General features: G+C 53.5%; 15 protein-coding genes and 1 pseudogene. 14 read left to right on the top strand and 2 right to left on the bottom strand.

What is annotated here, in order from left to right; all coding sequences use genetic code 11:
- Positions 1-44: 44 nt before the first annotated feature.
- From AC0ZWN_RS02085 to AC0ZWN_RS02020, 14 genes and pseudogenes are all read left to right on the top strand, one after another.
- Positions 45-1,751, top strand: a complete 1,707-nt coding sequence (locus AC0ZWN_RS02085; RefSeq protein WP_476333879.1) for a ShlB/FhaC/HecB family hemolysin secretion/activation protein — start codon at positions 45-47, stop codon at positions 1,749-1,751.
- Positions 1,752-1,775: 24 nt separating this feature from the next.
- Positions 1,776-10,472, top strand: coding sequence for a two-partner secretion domain-containing protein (locus tag AC0ZWN_RS02080; protein WP_476333878.1), 8,697 nt, complete (start codon positions 1,776-1,778; stop codon positions 10,470-10,472).
- Positions 10,469-10,930, top strand: coding sequence for an SMI1/KNR4 family protein (locus tag AC0ZWN_RS02075; RefSeq protein WP_476333877.1), 462 nt, complete (start codon positions 10,469-10,471; stop codon positions 10,928-10,930). The genes AC0ZWN_RS02080 and AC0ZWN_RS02075 overlap by 4 nt, the downstream gene beginning before the upstream one ends.
- Positions 10,931-11,603: 673 nt before the next feature.
- Positions 11,604-11,912: a hypothetical protein gene (locus AC0ZWN_RS02070; RefSeq protein WP_476333876.1), complete on the top strand. Its 309-nt coding sequence runs from the start codon at positions 11,604-11,606 to the stop codon at positions 11,910-11,912.
- Between the two features lie 48 nt (positions 11,913-11,960).
- A pseudogene (locus AC0ZWN_RS02065) lies at positions 11,961-13,874 on the top strand (DUF637 domain-containing protein).
- Between the two features lie 5 nt (positions 13,875-13,879).
- Positions 13,880-14,224, top strand: coding sequence for a hypothetical protein (locus tag AC0ZWN_RS02060; RefSeq protein ID WP_220558635.1), 345 nt, complete (start codon positions 13,880-13,882; stop codon positions 14,222-14,224).
- 221 nt (positions 14,225-14,445) lie between these two features.
- Positions 14,446-14,979 (top strand): hypothetical protein, encoded by a 534-nt coding sequence (locus AC0ZWN_RS02055; protein ID WP_220558636.1) that lies wholly within the window; start codon positions 14,446-14,448, stop codon positions 14,977-14,979.
- Positions 14,980-15,232: 253 nt separating this feature from the next.
- Positions 15,233-15,688, top strand: a complete 456-nt coding sequence (locus AC0ZWN_RS02050) for an Imm42 family immunity protein (RefSeq protein WP_476333875.1) — start codon at positions 15,233-15,235, stop codon at positions 15,686-15,688.
- A gap of 159 nt (positions 15,689-15,847) precedes the next feature.
- The gene (locus tag AC0ZWN_RS02045; RefSeq protein ID WP_476333874.1) at positions 15,848-16,531 is read left to right on the top strand and encodes a transposase; all 684 of its coding nucleotides are present in this window, start codon (positions 15,848-15,850) and stop codon (positions 16,529-16,531) included.
- Between the two features lie 171 nt (positions 16,532-16,702).
- On the top strand, positions 16,703-17,200 hold the full coding sequence (locus AC0ZWN_RS02040; protein ID WP_258709676.1) for a contact-dependent growth inhibition system immunity protein: 498 nt from the start codon (positions 16,703-16,705) through the stop codon (positions 17,198-17,200).
- A gap of 219 nt (positions 17,201-17,419) precedes the next feature.
- Positions 17,420-17,767: a hypothetical protein gene (locus tag AC0ZWN_RS02035; protein ID WP_320337035.1), complete on the top strand. Its 348-nt coding sequence runs from the start codon at positions 17,420-17,422 to the stop codon at positions 17,765-17,767.
- Positions 17,764-18,372 carry a hypothetical protein gene (locus tag AC0ZWN_RS02030; RefSeq protein WP_257358267.1) on the top strand — a complete coding sequence of 203 codons (609 nt, stop codon included), beginning with the start codon at positions 17,764-17,766 and terminating at the stop codon, positions 18,370-18,372. Before AC0ZWN_RS02035 ends, AC0ZWN_RS02030 begins: the two co-directional genes overlap by 4 nt.
- Positions 18,373-18,795: 423 nt before the next feature.
- Positions 18,796-19,197: a DUF6911 family protein gene (locus tag AC0ZWN_RS02025; RefSeq protein ID WP_476333873.1), complete on the top strand. Its 402-nt coding sequence runs from the start codon at positions 18,796-18,798 to the stop codon at positions 19,195-19,197.
- 216 nt (positions 19,198-19,413) lie between these two features.
- A complete protein-coding gene (locus tag AC0ZWN_RS02020; RefSeq protein WP_476333872.1) occupies positions 19,414-19,809 on the top strand; it encodes a DUF6911 family protein in 396 nt (131 codons plus the stop codon).
- A gap of 88 nt (positions 19,810-19,897) precedes the next feature.
- On the opposite strand, the gene AC0ZWN_RS02015 is transcribed toward AC0ZWN_RS02020, so the two are convergent.
- Together AC0ZWN_RS02015 and AC0ZWN_RS02010 are read right to left on the bottom strand one after the other, a co-directional pair.
- A complete protein-coding gene (locus AC0ZWN_RS02015; protein ID WP_476333871.1) occupies positions 19,898-20,941 on the bottom strand; it encodes an LLM class flavin-dependent oxidoreductase in 1,044 nt (347 codons plus the stop codon).
- A 151-nt stretch (positions 20,942-21,092) separates the two neighbouring features.
- Positions 21,093-21,578, bottom strand: a complete 486-nt coding sequence (locus AC0ZWN_RS02010; protein WP_476333870.1) for a flavin reductase family protein — start codon at positions 21,576-21,578, stop codon at positions 21,093-21,095.
- Positions 21,579-21,731: the final 153 nt, after the last annotated feature.

The following is a 21,731-nucleotide window of genomic DNA, read 5'->3' as shown; positions in this document are numbered from 1 at the left end:
TCGCGCCACTATTTTGATGTCACTTTCGTATCGAGGGATCGAACATGTCCTCACCCGCCCTCGTGGCGAGGTTGTGCGTAGCGTTGCTGTGCCTGTCTCCACTCCAGATTGCCGTTGCCGCCCCTACACCCGGCGACACCGACCTCATCCGTGATCGCCAGAACCGCCTGCTCGAAGAGCAGCAGCGGCGCCTTGAAGAACTCAAGGATCTGCCCGGCAAAGATGCCAGACCTGCGCAACCGGCAGCTCCCACCGATACCCGCTGCTTCCCGATCAAAGACATCGAGCTCAAGGGCGCCGACAGCCTTTCCGAGCGCGACAAGACTCGCCTGCTCAAACCCTACATCGGCGAATGCTTGGGCGTACCTCAGCTCAACGAACTGCTAAAGGTCATCACCGATCACTACATCGAGAAAGGCCTGGTCACCAGCCGCGCCTACTTGCCGCAGCAGGATCTGTCCACCGGGCACCTGCAAGTGCTGGTGGTCGAAGGCAAGCTCGAAGGCATGAAGGGCGCGGATAACAGCCAGCTCTCTGAGCGCGAACTGGCCATGGCCTTTCCCGGCAAAACCGGTGACCTGGTCAACCTGCGCGAGATCGAGCAAATGGTCGATCAGCTCAACCGTCTGCCTTCGAACCAGGCAAAAATGGAGCTGGCGCCCGGCCAGAATGTCGGTGGCAGCGCAGTGCTGGTCACCAACACGCCGCAGAAACCATGGCGAGTCGGGCTGTCGCGCAACAACGACGGCCAGCGCAGCACCGGCGAACAGCAGTGGGGCACCACGTTTGACTGGGACAGCCCGCTCGGCTTGGCCGATCAGTTGAGCCTGCGTGGCGGTCACGATGCGATGACCGATCATCAGCACACCTCGCGTAACGCCATGCTCAATTACAGCCTGCCGTGGGGTTGGTGGACATTCAGCTACATCTACAGCCAGAGCGAATACCGCTCGCAGATTGCCGCCAACGGCTACAACTTCAAACAGACCGGCGACAGCGAAAACCATCAGTTGCGCGCCGAGCGGGTGATCCACCGCGACGCCGTCAGCAAGACCTCGCTCAGCGCTGGCCTGTCGTACCTGCGCACCAACAACTTCATCGAAGACAGCAAACTCAAACTGAGCAGCAACCGCATCAGCGAAGCGCAGTTCGGCTTCAACCACGGTCGCCGGGTCGGCAGTGCCTTCGTCAACTTTGACGCGGGTATGCAAGAAGGCATTGGCGCCTTCGACGCGCAGGGTAGTCACGATCCTGGCCCCGGTGAGCCTAATGCACGCTACCGCAAATACACCGCCACCCTGAGTTACCTGCAGCCGTTCAAGTTGTGGGGCGAGTCGTTCAGCTTCAGCAGCCTGATGACCGGCCAGCGCAGTGAAGATGTGTTGTTCAGCCCGCAACGCACCAGCCTTGGTGGCTCGTCGTCGATTCGTGGCTACAAGGATCAGTCGCTGTCGGGCGACAGCGGTGGTTACTGGCGCAATGACCTGCGCTGGACGCGTCCGGTGACCATCGAATGGCTGCAACCGGTGTTCTCCGAATACGGCACCAGCCTCGGTTACGACCAGGGTGTGATCCAGAACGGTCGCTACAACGGCGATCAGCACGGGCGCATGTCGAGCAACTCGCTGGACCTGTTCGCCCGTGGCAAATACCTGTCCGCCGGGGTGACGTTTGCTCATTCCCTGGAACGCCCGGATGCGCTGACCGAGCGTGAAGCACCGATCTACTTCCGTCTGGATTTTTTCCTCTAATACCGCCCGCCCCGAGATTCTGAAATGGACATTCGTCAACTGGCCCCTCTGGCCAGCCAGCCTGCTGCTGCCGTAAATAACCGCGAACTCTTCCTCGGCATGCCGAAACGCGGGCTGGCGTTTCTCTTGGCGAACGTCATGTTCTGGCAACCGATGTGGGCGCAGGCCGACGGTATTGTCGTCGCCAACCCGAATACCTCGCTGGATCGCGCCGGTAACGGCGTGCCGATCATCAACATTGCCACGCCCAACGCCAGTGGGCTGTCGCATAACCAGTTTCACGACTACAACGTCGGTGCGCAGGGCGTAATTCTCAACAACGTCACGGCACGCACAGAGCAGTCGCAACTGGGCGGGATCATTCTCGGTAACCCGAACCTGCGCGGTGCAGCTGCACAAACCATCCTCAACGAAGTCAACGGCGGCAGCCCGAGTCAGCTGCGCGGTTATACCGAAGTGGCGGGGCAATCGGCGCGAGTGATCGTCGCCAACCCTTACGGCATCACCTGCAACGGTTGCGGGTTCATCAATGCGCCACGAGTGACGTTGACCACTGGTAGACCGGTACTCGACGACGGTCGGCTCGATCACTTTCAGGTTGATCAGGGCAGCGTTTCCATCGATGGCCAAGGCCTGGATGCCAGCGCTGTCGACAGCTTCGAAATCATCACCCGCAGTGCGCAAATCAACGCGCAGATTCACGCCAAACGCCTGAACATCACCACCGGGCGCAACGACGTCAACGCCGATACCCTCAACGCCACCGCGCGCGCCGATGATGGCAGCGCCAAACCGCAGCTGGCCATCGACTCTTCGGCGCTCGGCGGGATGTATGCCGGGGCGATCAAACTGGTGGGGACCGAGCAGGGCGTCGGCGTGAAGCTGGCGGGTGATCTGGCGGCCAGCGCCGGTGACATCCAGATCGACGCCAATGGCCAGTTGAGCATTGCCAAGGTCACGGCCAGCAATGCCATCACCGTCAAAGCGAAAAGCCTCGATGCCCAGGGGCCGGTTTACGCCGGTACGCAGTTGGTCGTGCAAACCGCCGAACAACTGATCAACCGCCAAAGCCTGGCCGCCCGCGACAGCGTCAGCCTGAGCAGCGGCAGCAAGCTGACCAACCAAGGTGTGATTGAAGCCGGGGTCAACGCCGATAACAGCCGCAATGCCGCCGGTGATCTGTCGATCAACAGCGCCGCCGTGAGCAACACGGGTAGTGTCTTGGCCAGCCTCACCCTGAACGCCACCGCTGCGACCGTGTTCGACAATCAGAACGGCATCGTTCAGGCAAAAACCGTCACGCTCAACGCTGCGCGCCTGGTCAACCAAGGGCTGAATTCACGCATTTACGGTGAGACTCACCTGGCCTTGAGCGCTCCGGCCATCGTCAACCTCAACGGCCTGATCCGTTTTGCCGACGGGCAAGCGGCGAGCCTGATCGTCGACAGCCTGGACAACCGTCACGGGCGTATTGAAATCGCTGGTGGCAGTCTCAAGCTCAATGCCCGAGATGTGAAAAACACCGACGGCAAAATCATTGCCGGGCGGCTGGACATCGATGCCCGCCAACTCGACAACAGCAGCGGCCTGATCGGCGCCAGCCAGAGCGACGCCAAAGTGGTCGCCCGTGAGCGTCTGGACAACGGCAAAGGCAAGCTTCAGGCGAAAACCACACTGGCAGTGTCTGGCGGCGAATTGCTCAATCAGGGCGGTACGCTGGCGGCTGACCAGATCAAGGTCACCGCAGCGCGCCTCGATAACAGCGACAAAGGTGTCATCAGTGCCGAAAACGGTACAGCCGAACTGACGCTGACGCAGGATCTGAATAACCACGATGGCAAAGTGCAGGCGTCGGAACGCCTGACGGTGGCCGCGCAGAGCATCAACAACCGCAACGCCAGCCTGACCGGCAAGACCCTTGAGGTGACCAGCGTTGGCGCGCTCGACAACGCCCAAGGCACGATTTCCTCCGCTGACACTTTGATCACCAGCGCAGACCTGGACAACAGCCAGGGTCTGATTCAAGGTACTGATCGCCTCAATCTGACCGCGCAGGATCTGCAAAACGCCAGCGGCAAACTGCTCGGTGGCGTGGTCAATGCAAACCTGCGCAATCTCACAGGCAACAATGACGGCACGATCAGCGCCGAAACCGCCCAGCTTACGCTAGTCGTCCAGCAACACCTGAACAGCGCCTTGGGTCGCTTGCAATCCAGTCAGGCTGACATCGACATTCAGGCCGGCTCGGTCGATAACCGTGGCGGTATCGTTGCCGCAAAACAGCTGTGGATGGTGGCGAAAGACGGCCACATCGACAACCGTGGCGGGCGCATGATCGCCGACGGTCTGGAACTGCACGCCGCCAGCCTCGATAACAGTGACAGTGGCCTTTTGGCGGCGGGTGCCGATGGCGCGCGATTGCTCCTCAAGCAAACCGCGCCGGGCCAATCGCAACTGCTCAACCACAAGGGCCGGATCCAGAGCGACGCCGACCTGCACATCGAAAGCGACGTCGTCGATAACAGCGCCGGCGTCCTGCTCGGCAAAACCATCGACATCCACGCCACGCAACTGAGCAACAACGACAAGGGCGGTATCGTCGGCAACGGCGGTGATGTTGTCCTCAACATTGCCGGTGTATTCAGCAACCTGACAGGTGTGGTCGATGCCGGCGATCAGCGTCTGCTGCTCGATCAGCTCACTTCGCTGGACAACCGTGGCGGCACCCTGCAAGGCAAGCGTCTGGACATCACCAGCGCGGCGATCAATAACAGCGCGGTCGGACAAATCATCGCTGGCAGCGATGGCCTGAAAATCACCGGCAAGACCCTGCTCAATCAGCAAGGCATCATCCTCGCCAACGGCAGCCACGCCGAAATGGCGCTGGGTACCGGCAGTCTGCAGAACCAGGGCGGCACCCTGCAAGCCGACTCGCTGGACATCACCAGTGCCGACCTCGACAACAGCGCAGTCAACGGTAAGGCCGGGCTGATTTCCAGCCTGATCGATGACCTGACGCTGACCGTAACCCGTCTGACCAACCGCGCCGGCAAACTGTTCGGCAAGGATCAGCTGATCTTCACCGGCACCAGCCTGGACAACACCGGCGGCGAGATCAGTGGCAATCAACTGGGCCTCGAAGCGGTCGGGCAGATTCTCAATCAGGGCGGCCTGATCGAATCGGCCAACAGCCTCAAACTCACTGCCGGCGGCTTGGATAACAGCGCTGGCGGCCAGATCCGTGCGCTAGGTGGCGCCGCAAGTCAGATCAAACTTATCGGGAACCTGAACAATCAGAGCGGCGTGATCGAAATCGGCAGCCAGGACTTGGTGCTGTCCGGCGCGCAACTGAATAACCTCAGCGGCAACGTGCGCCACGCGGCGCAGGGTCTGTTCGATCTGGACCTGAGCCAACTGATCGGCAGCCAGGGCAGCCTCACCGGTCTGGGCAAGGGCGTGTGGGATGTCGGCGCGGTCAATGGTGTTGGCACTTGGCAGCTCAACGGCGGGCTGACTTACACCAGCACGCAGGACCTGATGCTCAACGCCGGCGACCGGATCGCCAGTGCTTCGACACTGAATCTGAATGTCGCCAACCTGAACAACGCCGGGCAATTGGCAAGCGATGGTGACCTGACGCTGAACCTGGGGGGTAACCTGCTCAACAGCGGCAAAGTCTCGACGCAGCAAAAGCTTACGATCAACGCCAACGACGTGATTCAACAGGACGGTCGACTGGTCAGCGGTGGCGATACCGTCATGACCCTGCGCGGCACGCTGGACAACCTCGGCCGCCTCATCGCCAACCAGAGCCTCATGGTGACGGCGGCGCAGATAAACAACAAAGGCACCCTCGGCGCCCAAGGTAACCTCGAATTAACTGCCGCCAACGGCATTTACAACGGCGCCGATACGCTGCTGTTCAGCGGCGGCACGATGAAGCTGCACGGCAACAGCCTGAACAACTTCTATGGCGACATCTACAGCCGCGGCAACCTGACATTCGATGCGGTCGGTGGTGGTCGTGCTGCAGTCTTCAGCAACCTGTCGGGCACCGTCGAAGGCGAGGGTGATATCGACATCAACGCGGTCTCGGTGGAAAACGCCAAGGCGGAATTCGAGATAACCTCAGGGCAGTCGTCCGGCAGCCTCAGCTGGGTCTGCGGTCAGCATTGCGGCGGCGGTGACGGCTGGAAACGCGGCTACATCACCATCACCACTGACTTCGACGACCGGGTCCTCAAAGACTCCCGTGCGGCGCGTTTCGTCGCCGGCAAGAACTTCACCATTCACGCCAATCAGGTGGAAAACCGTTACAGCCTGCTGGCAGCAAATGGTGATCTGAGCATTACGGCCGACAGCCTGCTGAACAAAGGCGCGGTGTCGCGTTCGGGCCATCGCGTGGTGCAGATCGGCACGCCGGGGCACATCGACAACAGCCTGTGGGATCAGATGGAGTTCATCGATATCCCGGCCTTCAACGCGGCGACTGCGGCGGGCAATTTCGATGAAGCTCGTTTCGAAGAACTGGTCAGCCGCTCCAGCGATTCGCGCTTTGCTCAAACCAGCGACGTCACCACCTGGAATGACAACGGCAACAACGTTTACGCGGCGGTGCTCCAGGCCGGGGGCAAGGTCAAGCTGGATGTGACCAACAGCATTCAGAACGGCACGTTGTACGAGAACACTTATGGCCAACTGACCGGCTCGTTGTCCAGCGACCAGACCGATGCGGTCGGTGGCATCAACATCAATCTGGGCAAGCGCAGCACCGATGCCAGTGTCCAGGCACCGACCGCCGTGACTCGCATCGAGCATGTCGATGCCGACGGCGTGAAGCAGATCAGCTTTGTTCCGGCCGACTTCAAAGGTGTGCCGTTTGCGGCGGTTGATCCGACGGCGTCTTCGACGTTCCGTTTGCCGAAAGGCCCATACGGCATGTTCGTGCAGAGCACCAATCCGCAGAGCCGTTACCTGATCGAAACCAACCCGGAGCTGACCCAGACCACGGCGTTCATGAGTTCCGACTACCTGCTCGGCAAACTCAATTTCAGCGCCGATGAAGCCGCACGCCGCCTCGGCGATGGTCGCTACGAATCGCGTCTGATCAGTGATGCGGTGATGGCCCAGACGGGCCAGCGTTTCCTCGCCAATGGCCTGGAGAACGACTACGAACAATTCCGTTACCTGATGGATAACGCGCTCGCCAGCAAGAACGAACTGAACCTGGCGGTCGGCGTCAGCCTGACCTCCGCGCAAGTTGCCGCACTGACCCACGACATCGTCTGGATGGAAGAGCGCGTCGTCGATGGTCAGAAAGTGCTGGTGCCTGTGCTCTACCTGGCCCAGGCCGAATCGCGCAACGTGCGTGGCGGCAGCCTGATTCAGGGCCGCGATCTGGAACTGCTGGCCGGTAACGATCTGGTTAACGTCGGTACCTTGAGCGCGAGCAAAGACGTTTCTGTCGATGTGAAGGGCAGCCTCTATCAGGGCGGCCTGGTCGAAGCCAATGAGCGCATCAAGCTGATGGCCACCGACAGCATTCGCAACGCACTGGCCGGCGAAATCCGTGGCAACCAGGTCGAACTGACCAGCCTCAAGGGCGACATCGTCAACGATCGTACCGCCATCGCGGTGCGTGATGGCAACGGCATGCGCACCCTCGTCGATGAGGGCGGCAACATCACTGCGCGCGATAGCCTGACCATTAAGTCCGGCAATGATCTGGTCAATTCGTCCTCAATCAGCAGCGGCGGCGACGCCAGCCTGAGCGCCACCCGCGACATCAACCTGCTGGCGACGCGCAACGAAAACGAACTGCACGAAGTGTTCAATGGCGGCCATCGCTCCGTCATCACCACCACCGTGGAAAACCTTGCGTCGACGGTGAAAAGCGGTGGCAACCTGACTATGGACGCTGGACGTGACATTAATGTCATCGCCAGTACCGCTGAGGCCAAAGGCAATCTTATAGCCGACGCAATACGTGACCTGAATCTGGTTTCGGCCGGCGATGAACACAACGTCGAAACCCGCAGCAAGGACGGCAGGGAACGCGTCCACCAAGAGGACAACCACACCGTCCAGAAAGCCGCTGAATTCATCGCTGGCGGCGACGTAAAAACCAACTCCGGCCGCGACACCACACTGGTCGCGAGCAAGATCAGCGCGGGCAACGAAGCCTACGTCTACGCGGGCAACGACCTGAACCTGCTGGCCGCGCAGAACAAGGATTACACCCTGTACGACATGAAGGAAAAGGGTGGATTCGGCGCCAAGAAAATGAAGCGTGACGAGGTTACCCAGATCACTCATGTGGGTAGCGAGATCAAGACCGGGGGCGATCTCACGCTGGTCAGCAAGGGTGATCAACGCTACCAGGGCGCCAAGCTCAACAGTGGTAAAGACCTGACTTTGGACAGCGGTGGCAGCATCACCTTTGAGGCAGTGAAGGATTCGCATCAGGAAAGCCACGACAAGAGCAGCAGTAGCGCGGCCTGGACCAGCATGGAAAGCAAAGGCCAGGTAGACGAAACACTGCGCCAAAACCAACTGACTGCCAAAGGTCAGACGCTCGTTAAAGCTGTTGATGGGCTTCACATAGACATCAAACAGATCAACCAGCAAACCGTCAGTCAGGCAATCGACGCCATGGTGCAAGCCGACCCGAGTATGGCCTGGTTGAAAGACGCCGAAGCGCGAACTGATGTGGATTGGCGTCAAGTCCAAGAGCTGCATGACCGCTGGGATGAAAGCCATTCGGGGTTGGGTGGCCCTGCGATGATCATCATCATAATCATCGTCACCTACTTCACCGCTGGTGCGGCGTCAGGCCTTGTGGGTGCAGGTGCGACTGCTGGTTCCGGCACAGCAATGTCGGCTGGCCTAGCCGCGACAGCCACCAGCGAAGCAGTGGCAGCAGGTTGGGCGAACGCGGCACTCACCGCCATGATCACTTCGGCAGCCAGCACGGCGGCCGTCAGCACCATTAACAACAAAGGCAATCTCGGAGCGGCGCTCAAAGAAACCTTCAGTGCTGACAACCTGAAAAATTACATTGTGGCCGGAGGCACCGCGGGTCTGACCACCGGTTTCTTCAATGACTGGACCTCGAGTACGACCGGTACATCCCCCGCGTTGACGGAATCCACCAAAGGCGCATTGGCCAACACCGGAAAAGTTATCGTCGCCGATTCCGGTGGTCTGAGCAGCCTGCAAGGTATCGCGCATTTTACCGAAAACCAGTTGTTGCAAAACTCCACCTCCGCGTTGCTCAACAAAGCCCTGGGCCGTGAAGGCAGCTTGGGTGATGCCGTGCAAAAAAGCCTGGTGAATGCGTTTACCGCCTATGGTTTCAACCTCGTGGGTGATATCGGGGTGAGCAAACACCTGGAGGACGGTGGTCTGGAGAAGATAGGCCTACATGCGCTAATGGGAGGCTTGAGCTCCATGGCAGCGGGGGGGGACTTCAAAACGGGCGCATTGGCAGCTGGAGTCAACGAAGCGTTCGTTGACGATTTGGCGTCGGCGTATTCCGGGATGTCGAAGGACGACAGAGATCGATTGTTGCTGATGAACTCGCAACTGATCGGGGTTTTGACGACCGCTGTGCAGGACCCGAACGCAGATGCCGCCAAGCTGCAGCTAGGGTCATCGATCGCACAGAGTGGTACTCAATACAACTATTTGAGCCACCAGGATGTAGAAGACCTGGAAAAGGCGCTCAAGGAATGTAAAGACAACTGTGATGCGGTTCGAGCTGAGTTTGCCAAGCGTGATGCGGATAACACGGCGCGGCTCAATAACTGTTGGGCGACCGGTGATTGCGAGAAGATCAAGGCTGAGATTGATGAAGGCTCTCGTGAATTAAACAAACTTTGGCAAAATGACAAAACGGGGATTACGGATCAATTCCTCCATAGCAATATCGCCGACTCCACCAATGCGAGGACGCGAGCTAGCCTAGACCACCTTCCGAAAGGGGATCCGGCTAATGCGGTGAAATTGTTGGCTGCAGCGGGGATCATTGCTCTTGCGCCGGAAGCGATTGGTTTGCTTGGACAGTATGCCACGAGAGGTGCAGCTACCTGCGCAGCCAACCCAGTGTTGTGCGTGAACGAAGCCGGGGTCGTTATCGCTGATTTGGGGTTGTCGGAAGCACTTCCTGTCGGGTTGGGGGCCGCAGCTGGAAGTTTAACGACCAAGGAGCTGAGTGATCTTCGCGCTTTGATGGAGATCGAAGCGAAAACTGGCGCTAAGCTAACGGCTGATGAGGTTTTGGCTGTCGTCAGGCCGGCAGCGACAGGTGCTATAGAGGCTGCCGCCGTCAATGAATTAGCAAGATTATCTGAACGGGCGGTACAAGTTCGCTCGCAGCTAAACATTGGTAGCGGTAGGAATATTGCTGTTGCTGAGTATTCAATTGATGGTCGAAGCGCTGAAATTGTAGGCGTGAGCGGTCTAGCGAAGCGCCCTGGAACGGTTGATGTCCCAGAAAAGCAAGTATTCGACACAATACAAACTGGTAACAATCCAAGGACAATGGACTCAGAGTATAAGATTTTGTCGAATCTGGCAGATAAGCTGACCCCCTCGTCGCAAGGGGTCGTGAACATTTACTCAGAGCTCCCAATCTGCGTTTCATGCAGTGGGGTTATAAGTCAGTTTCAACAAAGGTTCCCCGGTGTGATTGTTAACGTAGAAACAGGAAAGCCAAGATGAAAAAAATTCGAGATGTTTTTCATGAGTTGGTGCTGCGGGGAGTGATTTTAGAGTCTGCACTTGTTGGTTGCTCCGAAGGGGAGATTGCATCAGTCGAGCAACATTTTGGTTGTAAAATTCCGTTAGAGTATCGTGAGTTTTTGACAGTTGCTGGGCATTCGGCTGGTAAGATTTTCTGTGGCGTAGATATTTTTTATCCGAGATTACTTAGCCTGAAGTCGGAGGCGGAAGAGTTGCTTGATGAATTAGGTCTCTCTGATTTGTTGCCTGCGGATGCTAAGGTATTCTGCATGCATCAAGGATATGAAATTAATTATTTTCTACCGGTCTCTGACGATCCACCAGTATTTCAATTCTTTGAAGGTCAAAGTTCGAGCGTTAAAGCTTGGGATAGCTTTTCAGACTTTTTAATGGCATCAATAGAAAGCCATTTTGCACAATGGCCGGACTTGAATTGACTCGGCTAAAGGTGCGACTTCAAATGCAATAATAAAGTAAAGGGGGCAGATTTATTTGGTTTAATGATAAATGGGGACAGACCACGTTTAGAAAGCGCTCTGAAAATGTGGTCTGTCCCTGAGGGATCCCCACAAATCTACTCCAGGCTCTGCGCCTGATGATGCACCTCATCACGCAGAGCTTTCTCCAATGTTTCCCAGTCTCCGCTGCTTCCGAACTCTATGCATCTACGCCAATACTCCAGGCCCAGTCGCCACAATGAGAGCACGCGTCTTTCTCTGAGACTGTTGCTTTGATAGCGTCGCTCAAGGTTACTTTTTCGAGCCTGAAGTCCCGTAATGATAAATGGGGAAATGATAAATGGGGACAGACCACGTTTAGAAAGCGCTCTGAAAACGTGGTCTGTCCCCTTTTTATGTCCCCTTTTTACGCGAACAATACAATGCAGCCAAAGCCAGTTATCTTGCAGGAATTGACCCAAAAGAGCTTACGACTGTTTACCCTCCGTCGATGGACCCTGGATTTCTGGCCAGAGAAGCGGGGATTGGCGTTGGTAACAACGCTGTTGCTCTGCCAGGTGAGGCCGTTAGGGCAGCGGAATCGATCTGGAAGGCAGTGTCATCACCTTTAGACACGATTGGTGCAATCGCTGGGGGCATAGGTGGGTTAGCGGTGGGGTTCAAAGACTGGATTACCAGTCCGATCCCGTCGCATACGCTGGAAAAACAGTTTGATAAAGTAGCGACCGCGTCCGCCCAAGAGTTGGGCGGTATGGCTTTCGATGCGGCCACCGGGCTTATCACCGCCTATATTGGGGGCAGAGCCGTTGAATGGGCTGGTGAGAAGTGGGTTAGTGCAAAAGGCACCGCGGGAACCCAAGTAACGAAGGGGCCTTGCTGCTTTGCTGCGGGTACGAAAGTTTCTACACCGCAAGACGACCGCGTTATTGAGTCGCTCAAGGTGGGAGATGTTGTCTGGTAGAGATAAATGGGGACAGACCACGTTTAGAAAGCGCTCTGAAAATGTGGTCTGTCCCCGTTTTACTCCAGCGCTCAGGGGTTCGCTTCGGCCGGCATTAAAACGGTCATAGGCGGTGGTAGCTATAGCCAGAATCTGAAAGAGGGCCTGATCTTTCAGGCAGGAAATGTCGTTGCCGCTACCGCGTTCAACTTTGTAGGCGGTTACGCTCAGAAAAACTGGCAAATAGCGAAAAATGCCGGTGACTCGGTCGGCATGTCCATATGGGCCGAAGGTGGTGCCGCTCGCACCGCTCTGCACGCGTTGATGGGGGGCGCCGTCTCCAGCATTACCGGTGGTGACTTCAAAAGCGGAGCAATTGCCGCCGGCGCAAGCCAAGCCATGGCAGGCGCGCTTAACTCGACATTTAACGATCAGCCGAATTTACGCCAGGCGTTCTCCCAGATAGTTGGTTTGACCGCCGCTGGTTTGGCCGGCGCAGACATCAACAAGGCATCGTGGGTTGCTTTGATGGCTGACGAGTACAACCGCCAGCTTCATCAAAAAGAAGTCTTGGCGTTGGAAAAGCTGCAAGAAGAGAATCCCGAAAAAGCGTACCAACTCAAGGCGGCAGCTTGCGCGATAGTTCATTGCAGTGCCTCGGTTCACCCTGATGACCAAAAAAATTATGATGCGCTCACAAAGCTGGAAGCCGATGGCAGTGGCTTCAAGGATGCTCAAAGCGCGCTGTTCGCTACCGGAGCTTTTGACGAGTATTCGAAATGGGATCAGGTCAACGACGGCCTGCTGCGCAATAAAGAAAGTGCTCAACGCACAGGCAACGCCGGCCGAGCGATATTAGGAGCCGCGGGCGCTGTTGCAGGTTACAGCGGCGCGATAATCACAAGCCCGGCCTGCGTGACTCTTGTTGGTTGCGCCCTGCCTGGTATGTCCGCGGCAGCGGGTGCAGCCTCCTTTCTGGAGAGCTGGGAAGCTACTGGAAAACTGTTTGCACCATATGAATACACCCAGGGCGACAGGGTGCTCGCGTCCTTCAGCAGTGAAACCTATCCGGGCGATGTGAACCCGCTTCGTGATTACGGTACGGAAGCTGCGAAAGCTGCAGTGGAGATGGTGCTACTGAAAGGTGCAGGGAAGTACTTGGAGGGAACCGGGTCTTCGATTTTGGTATCTGGTGTGAAGAAGGAGGGGGTAGTAGCCGACGGCGTCATTGGAGCGTCGAATACTGATAAGCCGGTCCTTCCCGCTTGGTACCGCGAAGACAGCTCAGCAGGCGCCTCCTTCAATAAAACTGACGGCCTGCCAGATGGATACCGACGTGTATTGAATACCAGAACGGGCAATGCTGAGGTTCTTGCACCAGATGGACAGCTCTATTTCGACACTGGCAATGGACTGAAGCCGAAGGTGGGCGGTAATCTTGCTGAGTTGGCGGAGGCTGAGCGACGGATAGCTGCTGCAAAAGGCGCGAGCGGTGCAAAAGGAGTCGGTACGTCGTTATCACCTGTATATAAAGATACAGATACAGGTCTGAATGCCATCAATCCGATCACCTCGCGTAATCGAGGAAGAATTCAAGAGTTGGGCTTTGATCCTGATAAGGGGAAGTTAGCGTTGCATGAGGGACAAGCAGCTGTTCAATTAGAGAATACGTTTGGTAGTACGTTGAAACGGGTAGAGCCGACGCTTGGATCTAAAAATCCAGACTTTGTATTTGTCGATGGTTCATATTCTGGGAAAACGGTTGATTTTATGTGAACGGATTCAAGTAGATTAGCTCAAATTAATAAGTTTTTTTCAAACAATGCATCGCAAAATCAAAGGCAACTTATAGACCATTTGGATAAGGCGGATATCGTTCCAATTGATTATAGGAATCTTACACCCGGAAATCAGGGTATGGTTAACGGCTGGATAAAATTGCTAACCCCGGAACAGCAAGATAAAATATTAATTCTGCGGTGAAAATTATGGGTATGTATATATCGATAAATGACAAGTCGGGTTGGGGAACGTCAGGTGGTGTTTTTGATTGTATTGTTGAAGGCACAAGAAATTTTTTCACTAAAAACCAAGAAAGCTGTATGAGAGCAATATACGAAGCGCTAGATGGGCAGGCACAGAGCTTTATTATTTTAGATAAGGTCTCAGGTGAGTGTTTCAATCTGTTCTATCGCCATTGCAAAACAGCAATGGATGGTTTTCCTGAGAGTGAGCGAGGGAAGTTAGTTCCAGAGAGTCACATTCCAGGGGTGTTGTGGAACTGGTCTGAGGTTTTACGGCTTATGCGAGAAGACTCTCGCTATGAAGAGTAAGCAGGCTTTGGTGCAAAAGGAATGATAAATGGGGACAGACCACGTTTAGAAAGCGCTCTGAAAATGTGGTCTGTCCCCTTTTCTTTCATTTTTTCCCCGTTTTTTCCGAAAAATAACAGTCGCTTGCCTGGTGGCGGCCATCAAGTGAATTTCATGGATAAAGCGCCCCGAACTAATCCAGAGCTTTATGAAGTTAATATGAAGTCGGTGAGGACATTGCAGTGAATCAGTTGATCAGCGAAATTAGAACGAGGTGGGAGTGCGATGATGGAGCGCTCTTCGAGTCGTTTGTCAGCTGGAACGGAACCTCTACCAGCTTCGAAGACACAAAAAAAAATATGCTATATGCGCAAGAGCACCCAGTCGTACATTTAGAACAATATCTGGTTCTTGAAAATGGCGTTGAAATACGCCTTCAAATCGGTGAGACGCCCTATATCCTTGAAGACAGAAGAGGGGTTTTGGTGGTTTTTAATGAGAAACCTTCAAAATTTAGTACGCCTGGATTTCCTTGGTTTTTTGACTGTCCTAATAATGCGGCGATTTACAATGCTGATGGCTCTTTGCGTTTTCAATTGCAAAGTTCCTACGGTATAGGAAGCTATATTGGAATAGTGCACTACGCGGATACACCAGCGAACCCAGATGCGTTAGGTGTTTTGGTAGGTACATTAGGGCATGATCCGGAATGGCTCTATTTGGTTGATCCTAATAGCCCGGAATTGATACCTACAGGGAAATGGATTCGCTATTAGTGTATAAAAAAGTCGGATCTGAACGGTGTTTACTTAACAGCTGCCCAATTGAGCTCAAAAAGAGCGGGATAAATGGGGACAGACCACGTTTAGAAAACATTCCGAAAAGGTGGTCTGTCCCCTTTTTACCCCTCCGAAAACGTGATCTGTCCCCTTTTTATTCCCTGGAATGGTAGTGCTGGTGACGCCGGCAACCCATGTTGGCTAGTTATATACCGGCGGCAGTGCAAAAGGCGCTAGGAGTAAGATTGAAATGATTTACGGCGATCCGTTTATATTCTCAATTCAGTTTGATGTAGTGAGAGATTGGACTGATTCAAGTTGTTTCTGGGTAAACGGCTTGTTTTCGTTGTTTGTTGGTGGGGAAAGGCTCCTTGATGTCGTGGATGTCGCCGAGCTTAAAACTGCCGTGAACTTCTACGCAAAAATGGAATTTGAAAATATAGAGGAGGGCGATTCAGCGATTTCTGCAAAAGAATTATTCGCTTCCGCGCATCGTTATTTTTTCAAAGGGGAGTCCGCCATTCTAGACGGCGTGCAAGATATGACGTGCACCTTCTTGGGGGACGCCGGTCTGTTTATTTATTTTCAAAAAACAGAGCATGCGGACAGGCTGGTCTGGAGTAAGGACTTTGGCAACATTGTCCATGAGGCGTTGCTGCCTCGGGGGGCAGTGGGTGGCGTAATTGAAGGTATTGAAAAGTTGTAGAGTTGGCAGCGGCATGGCTGGTCACAAGATAAATGGGGTCAGATAAATGGGGTCAGACCACTTTAATGTAGTTGGCTGCAACAATACGTAAAAATTTGCCGTCATTTGTGCCTTGCGGCCCGCTAAGCTTTCAGTTCGACCAATTGAAAGGATTCATCGATGCCGCGTAGACCACGAGTTTTGATACCAGGCGTTCCGTTGCACTTGATTCAGCGAGGGAACAATAGGTCTGTGTGTTTTTTTACCGACGAAGACTATCTTTTTTATCTGGAGCTTTTAGACGAACAGGCCTCTAAAAATGAATGTGATATTCATGCGTGGTGCCTAATGACCAATCATGTTCACTTGTTAGTCAGTCCTCATAATGCCAACAGCGCAAGCCTGCTGATGAAAGGTGTCGGGCAGCGATACGTCCAATATATAAATCGTACGTATAGTCGCAGCGGAAGTTTGTGGGAAGGCCGGTTTCGTTCATGCCTTGTTGAGAGTGAACGATATTTGTTGTGTTGTTATCGATACATCGAAATGAATCCCGTCAGAGCGAAAATGGTAAATCATCCGGCAGAATATCGCTGGTCAAGTTACCGTGTTAACGCACAATCAGAGCGATCACACACTGTTACTCCTCATGCTCAGTATTTGGCGCTTGGAGGGCAGGGCGGGCAGCCGGCAGATGCTTACCGCGAACTGTTCAAAAATGACTTAGAATCAGAATTGGTTGACCAGATTCGTGACGCGACCAATGGAAATAATGTTTTTGGCGGTTCAAAGTTTGCTGTTGATGTCGAGGCAATGATCGGTCGTCGCGTGCAGCGAGGGAGCCCGGGGCGGCCAAAAAATTGACCATCTAGTGAAAACGTGGTCTGTCCCCTTTTCTTGTCCTTTTCTTTGTCCCCTTTTCTTTCTGTCGCTGTTCCTGCAGGTAAGAATTCGGTGCAATGGCTTCAAAAAAATCACGCGATAAAGTATGGTTGATTTCATGGCGTAAAAGTAAGTATAGGTTCGGTGAGGCAAATGAGTCAGTTGAATAATAAAGCTTGGGCTTACGTTAAGTTTAATAAGGATTTTATTTTCATTGAGACCTACTCCGGCTATTTTAATTGTCTGCCGGATCCTGAGGGGAAGAGGTCTTTGCTGTTGCACACCTGTGAAGATAGCGAGCTGGGAGAATGTGTTTTGGCGGCCTTGGCCGTTAGCCGAATGATTGACCCGAAGGAAAATCCAGAGTTTTTTGATTTTAGAGGTCGCGTGGTCACTCAATATAATGAGTGGATAGCTAATCTAATGAAGGAATTTGGCTACAAAACCAAACGTGCACTGTTTAAGGATATGAAAATCTGCTCACTGGACGCCGTTAATGGACTTGTAACAATTCGTCCCAGTCATCATGAGAAACTGGAGGCCTGGAGTGGCAAGGGGATAACTGACAAAGACTATGTCGTTATTTCCGCTACTAGTGCCTGTAACGAGGTTGGCGCGGCACTTCGTTTGGCATTTAGTCGTTGTTCATAAACTTGGATTCAGTTCGACAGGCTCTGTTCACGATTGAGTTGAAAATCTTAAAGGGTGTAAATGGGGACATGTGAATGGGGACAGACCACGTTTAGATAGTATTCCGAAAATGTGGTCTGTCCCCAGTTCACCCCTCTGAAAACGTGGTCTGTACCCTTTTTACCCCCCATAAATATGGTCCAGGCTATGGCTCCAATGGGAAAGAGACGAGGGTCAACAGTGATTAGTCTTCAAGATAAATGGGGACAGACCGCATTAGAAAACATTCCGAAAACGTGGTATGTCCCCGTTTTACCCCCGTTTTACCCGAAGAAAAATGGGGACAGACCACGTTTAAAAAGTACTCCGGAGAATAAATGGGGACAGACCACGTTTGAAAAGCACTTTGAAAACGTGGTCTGTCCCCGTTTTACACCACGAGATCCGACAGCGCCAAAAATTGTAGATCCAAGTAAGCCAGGTACTGCTCTGGAACTCCCCCAAATATGGGAGTCACTGCTTGAAAAAAACTCGAGCAATGCACGTGTCTACTCTCAAGAGGCCTTTTTAAAGGAGTTTGGGCATTGATTTTTAACAAAGCAATATTTGAAGACTTGTGGGGCGGGGAAAAAAGTATTTGCTTTTTTGTCCATAAAGCAAAGTGCTATTGGGTTTTGGACCATAAATATAATTTTTCTCTAGATGCGGAGAAGGACTATCTTGGATACTTGAATAAAGGTCATATAACACAGGACCAATATGCGCAAGCGTGCAAGGAATTTAGAGGCGGGCTTTTAAAGCTGAAGTCGGAAAATTTTCTTCAATATTTAAGTTGCGTAGGTGAGGGGGTACTTGTTAGAGAGGATTTTGAAGGGGTCTTTGACATGGATGGTGATTGTAATGCTGGAAAACTGTTGAGTAGAATTGAGAATTATTATTTGTCAGGAGTAGAGCTGAATGTAGATGAGTTCAGTTTTGCTGGGCGATTGGCATCTCGATTACCGATGTTTTATGTGAATTTTGATAGAAAAATATACCTGCACATGGACTTTGGCCGATCCCATGAAGATCTTGCATATCCTGATTGGTTTTCCAAGTGCTCAGATTTCAATTTCTTGATACCAGATGTAGAGCGATATTGGGTTAGGTGTGGTGACTATTGGAAGTTCAGGTTTGTTCAGGGTTTTTATTAGAAGCTAATTTTGAAAATCGAACACCCAATTAGCCGACAGAACAAGGGGGTTAATGGGCGGGGCAGCAGAGAAAAGGTGGTAGATTTATTTAAATCTATGAGGGCTTTTTTTCTACGATTAAATAAATATGTCCAATTTTTATTCCCTTTTTATTCGATGATCGAGAAAGCTTAAAAAAAGACGAAGTTATCTATGTCGCTTTCGGAAAATAGATATTTGTTAGCGCAAATACTGAGCGGGAATTCACCAAGCGCCGTATTGAGCATGATGCTTCAGGTCGCTCATGATTTGGATAAATACGCTTTGGCAGATATTTTTTTGGAGAGGTTTGATCGTTTGGAAGAAAAATGGGGACAGACCACGTTTAGAAAACGCTCTGAAAACGTGGTCTGTCCCCTTTTTACCCTTAAGGAGAGGAATTAGATGGTAATCGGAGGGTATACGCTTAGTCCTGAGTACGGTAGATTGCAAATCCCTCTTGTTCATCAGCCGACTATGGATGATATTAAATCCATTATATTTGAGTATAGTAATTTCGATGGCGTAACTTCATTGTCTATGACGCCTGCACCTGAAACAGGGCCTTACGAAATTAAGCTTTATGCTGATTCTGGAAATTATCTTCTGATGTTGAATCAATACCTGGATGATGGCGGGCACGTTGTGCGCACCCTTAATAATACGTTAGCTGGAACAAAGCTGGTTGACATTCTGGGTGATTGGTATCAGGCAAGTTTAATTACAAGAGATATAGGGGTCGTAGTCTCTTGTTTCCAAGGATTTTTATGTTCTGGCGATGTAAGTTCATTAGTGTTAAGCGTTTAGAGTGGCGGCAAAAGTACAGAAGATCCCTGCCCAGGCATTTGCTAAACCTGCTAAGGCGTCCAAGGGGATAAATGGGGACAGACCACGTTTAGAACGCACTCCAAAAACGTGGTCTGTCCCCGTTTGCCTGCCGTTTGCCTGCCATCAAAGAGCTTGTGACAGGTAAAATGCTCTATTGGCGCCCTGGAATGAAATCAGTAAAAGAGGTGAAATAATATGAAGCGCTCTCTCTCTTGGACGGTCGGTTTTGGCAGAACCTGTGACGGTGGCACGCAAAGAGATCCATCTTGGAACGATATCGTTGCGCACCTTGAAGAGTCCTGCCGAAATTTGGGGAGTGTAACCCTGGATATTGAAGAATTAGCAGGCTTCGAACTCTTGACATTGCAGGTTGTTGCAGAGACAGGCAAGTACGCACTGACGCTCGGCGTTGATGATGGCGATGACTACGATGTCAAAGTATTTTGCGGCGATAAAAATCGTGGCGGAATCATGCATATCCAAGGCGACGCCGTTGCTGGTTCAGCCATCTGCTCAAATTTTGAGATTGTCGTGGAGATATTCAAGCAGCTCTTCGACAGTGGCGGAGTGTCGCCAGCGCTCATGAACTGACGTTTAATTCGAGCGACTCCGGCTAAAACAAAAAACGCCCCAATCACCCGGGGCGTTTTTCATTTATCGAACACTAAATTCCGGATGCTCACCGAAAATCCGGCACCACATGCTTGATAAACAGCTCCAACGATTTCTTCTTCTCGTCATGCGGCAAGCTGTTGTCACACCAGAAACTGAACTCATCCACCCCGAGTTCCTGGTAGTACTTGATCCGCGGAATGATCTCTTCCGGCGTACCAATCATCGCCGTCTTGTGCAAACTCTCCAGCTCAAACTCCGGACGCCCGGCAAACTTCTCTTCCGGGCTCGGCGCGAGGAAACCGTTGACCGGCGTCTCCTTGTTACCAAACCACGCATCGAAAGTGCGGTAGAAGCGTGAAATAGCTTTCGCGCCGACTTTCCAACCGTCCGGGTCATCAGCGGTGTGCACGTGGGTATGGCGCAGCACCATCAATTGCGGGCGTGGCACGTCGGGGTTGTTGTCCAGCGCAGTCTGGAATTTGTTCTTCAGGTCTAGGACTTCTTCGTCGCCTTTCATCAGCGGCGTGACCATCACGTTGCAGCCGTTGGCCACGGCGAAGTTGTGCGAGTCCGGGTCGCGGGCGGCGATCCACATTGGCGGGTTGGGCTTTTGAATTGGTTTTGGCACGCTGGTGGAGGTGGGGAATTTCCAGATATCGCCGTCGTGAGCGTAGTCGCCTTGCCACAGGGCGCGGACCACCGGGACCATTTCGCGCAATGCCTGGCCACCGCTGGAGGCAGGCATGCCGCCGGCCATGCGATCGAATTCAACCTGATAGGCGCCACGGGCCAGGCCGACTTCCATGCGACCGTTGCTGATGACGTCGAGCAACGCGCATTCACCGGCAACGCGCAACGGGTGCCAGAACGGCGCGATGATGGTGCCGGCGCCGAGGTGGATGGTGGTGGTTTTGGCGGCGAGGTAGGCGAGCAATGGCATCGGGCTTGGCGAGATGGTGTATTCCATGGCGTGGTGTTCGCCAATCCACACGGTGCTGAAACCGCCGGCCTCGGCCATCAGGGTCAGTTCGGTGAGGTCTTCGAACAGTTGGCGGTGGCTGACGCTTTCGTCCCAGCGTTCCATGTGGATGAACAGGGAAAATTTCATGACGCTTCCTCGGGTCTTTTATTGTTGAGGCTACAAAACTTGTAGGATGAGCCTGCTCGCGATGGCGGTGTGTCAGAAAAGACATCGACATCGGATAAATCGCTATCGCGAGCAGGCTCACTCCTACAGTTGAATTGTGCGGGGCTGACGATCAGGCCAGGACGGGCAGGGCGCCCATCTTGCCGTGGCAATACACCAGCGGCCCGGCGATTTGCTCGGGGACGATCAGGTTCTTCACCGCGCCGACCATGATGGCGTGGTCGCCGCCTTCGTATTCGCGCCACAGTTCACACTCGATGATAGCTGTAGCGTTGGCGAGGATCGGGTTACCCAGTTCGCTCAAGTTCCATTCGATGCCTTGCGCCTTGTCCTTGCCTTTGCGGGCGAAGGCGTAGGCTTCGCTTTGCTGGCCGCCGGACAGAACGTGGATGGCAAAGCGTTTGTTTTTGATCAGCACCGGGTAGGAATCAGAACTGTAGTTGGGGCAGAACAGCACCAGCGCCGGATCCATCGACAGCGAGCTGAATGCACTGGCCGTCAGGCCGACGATCTGACCGTCATCGTCCAGCGTGGTGATAACGGTTACGCCGGACGGGAACGAGCCCATGACTTGTTTGTAGATGGCGGCATCGATCATTGGTCGGTCCTCGGGTGATGTGTTGCTGTTTTTATGTGTTTGTTGGTCTGATGGTATACCAGTATTCGATCTTTGCAAGGGCTTTTAAGCTGAACCGATAAACGTGCCGCGTTCGTCGGAAACTCAGCATTTACGGGGCTTTCGGCTGGTCTG

The sequence above is a fragment of the Pseudomonas sp. 3B-A001-10F genome, from assembly GCF_056313565.1.
This window is presented reverse-complemented; position numbering and strand designations above follow the sequence as displayed.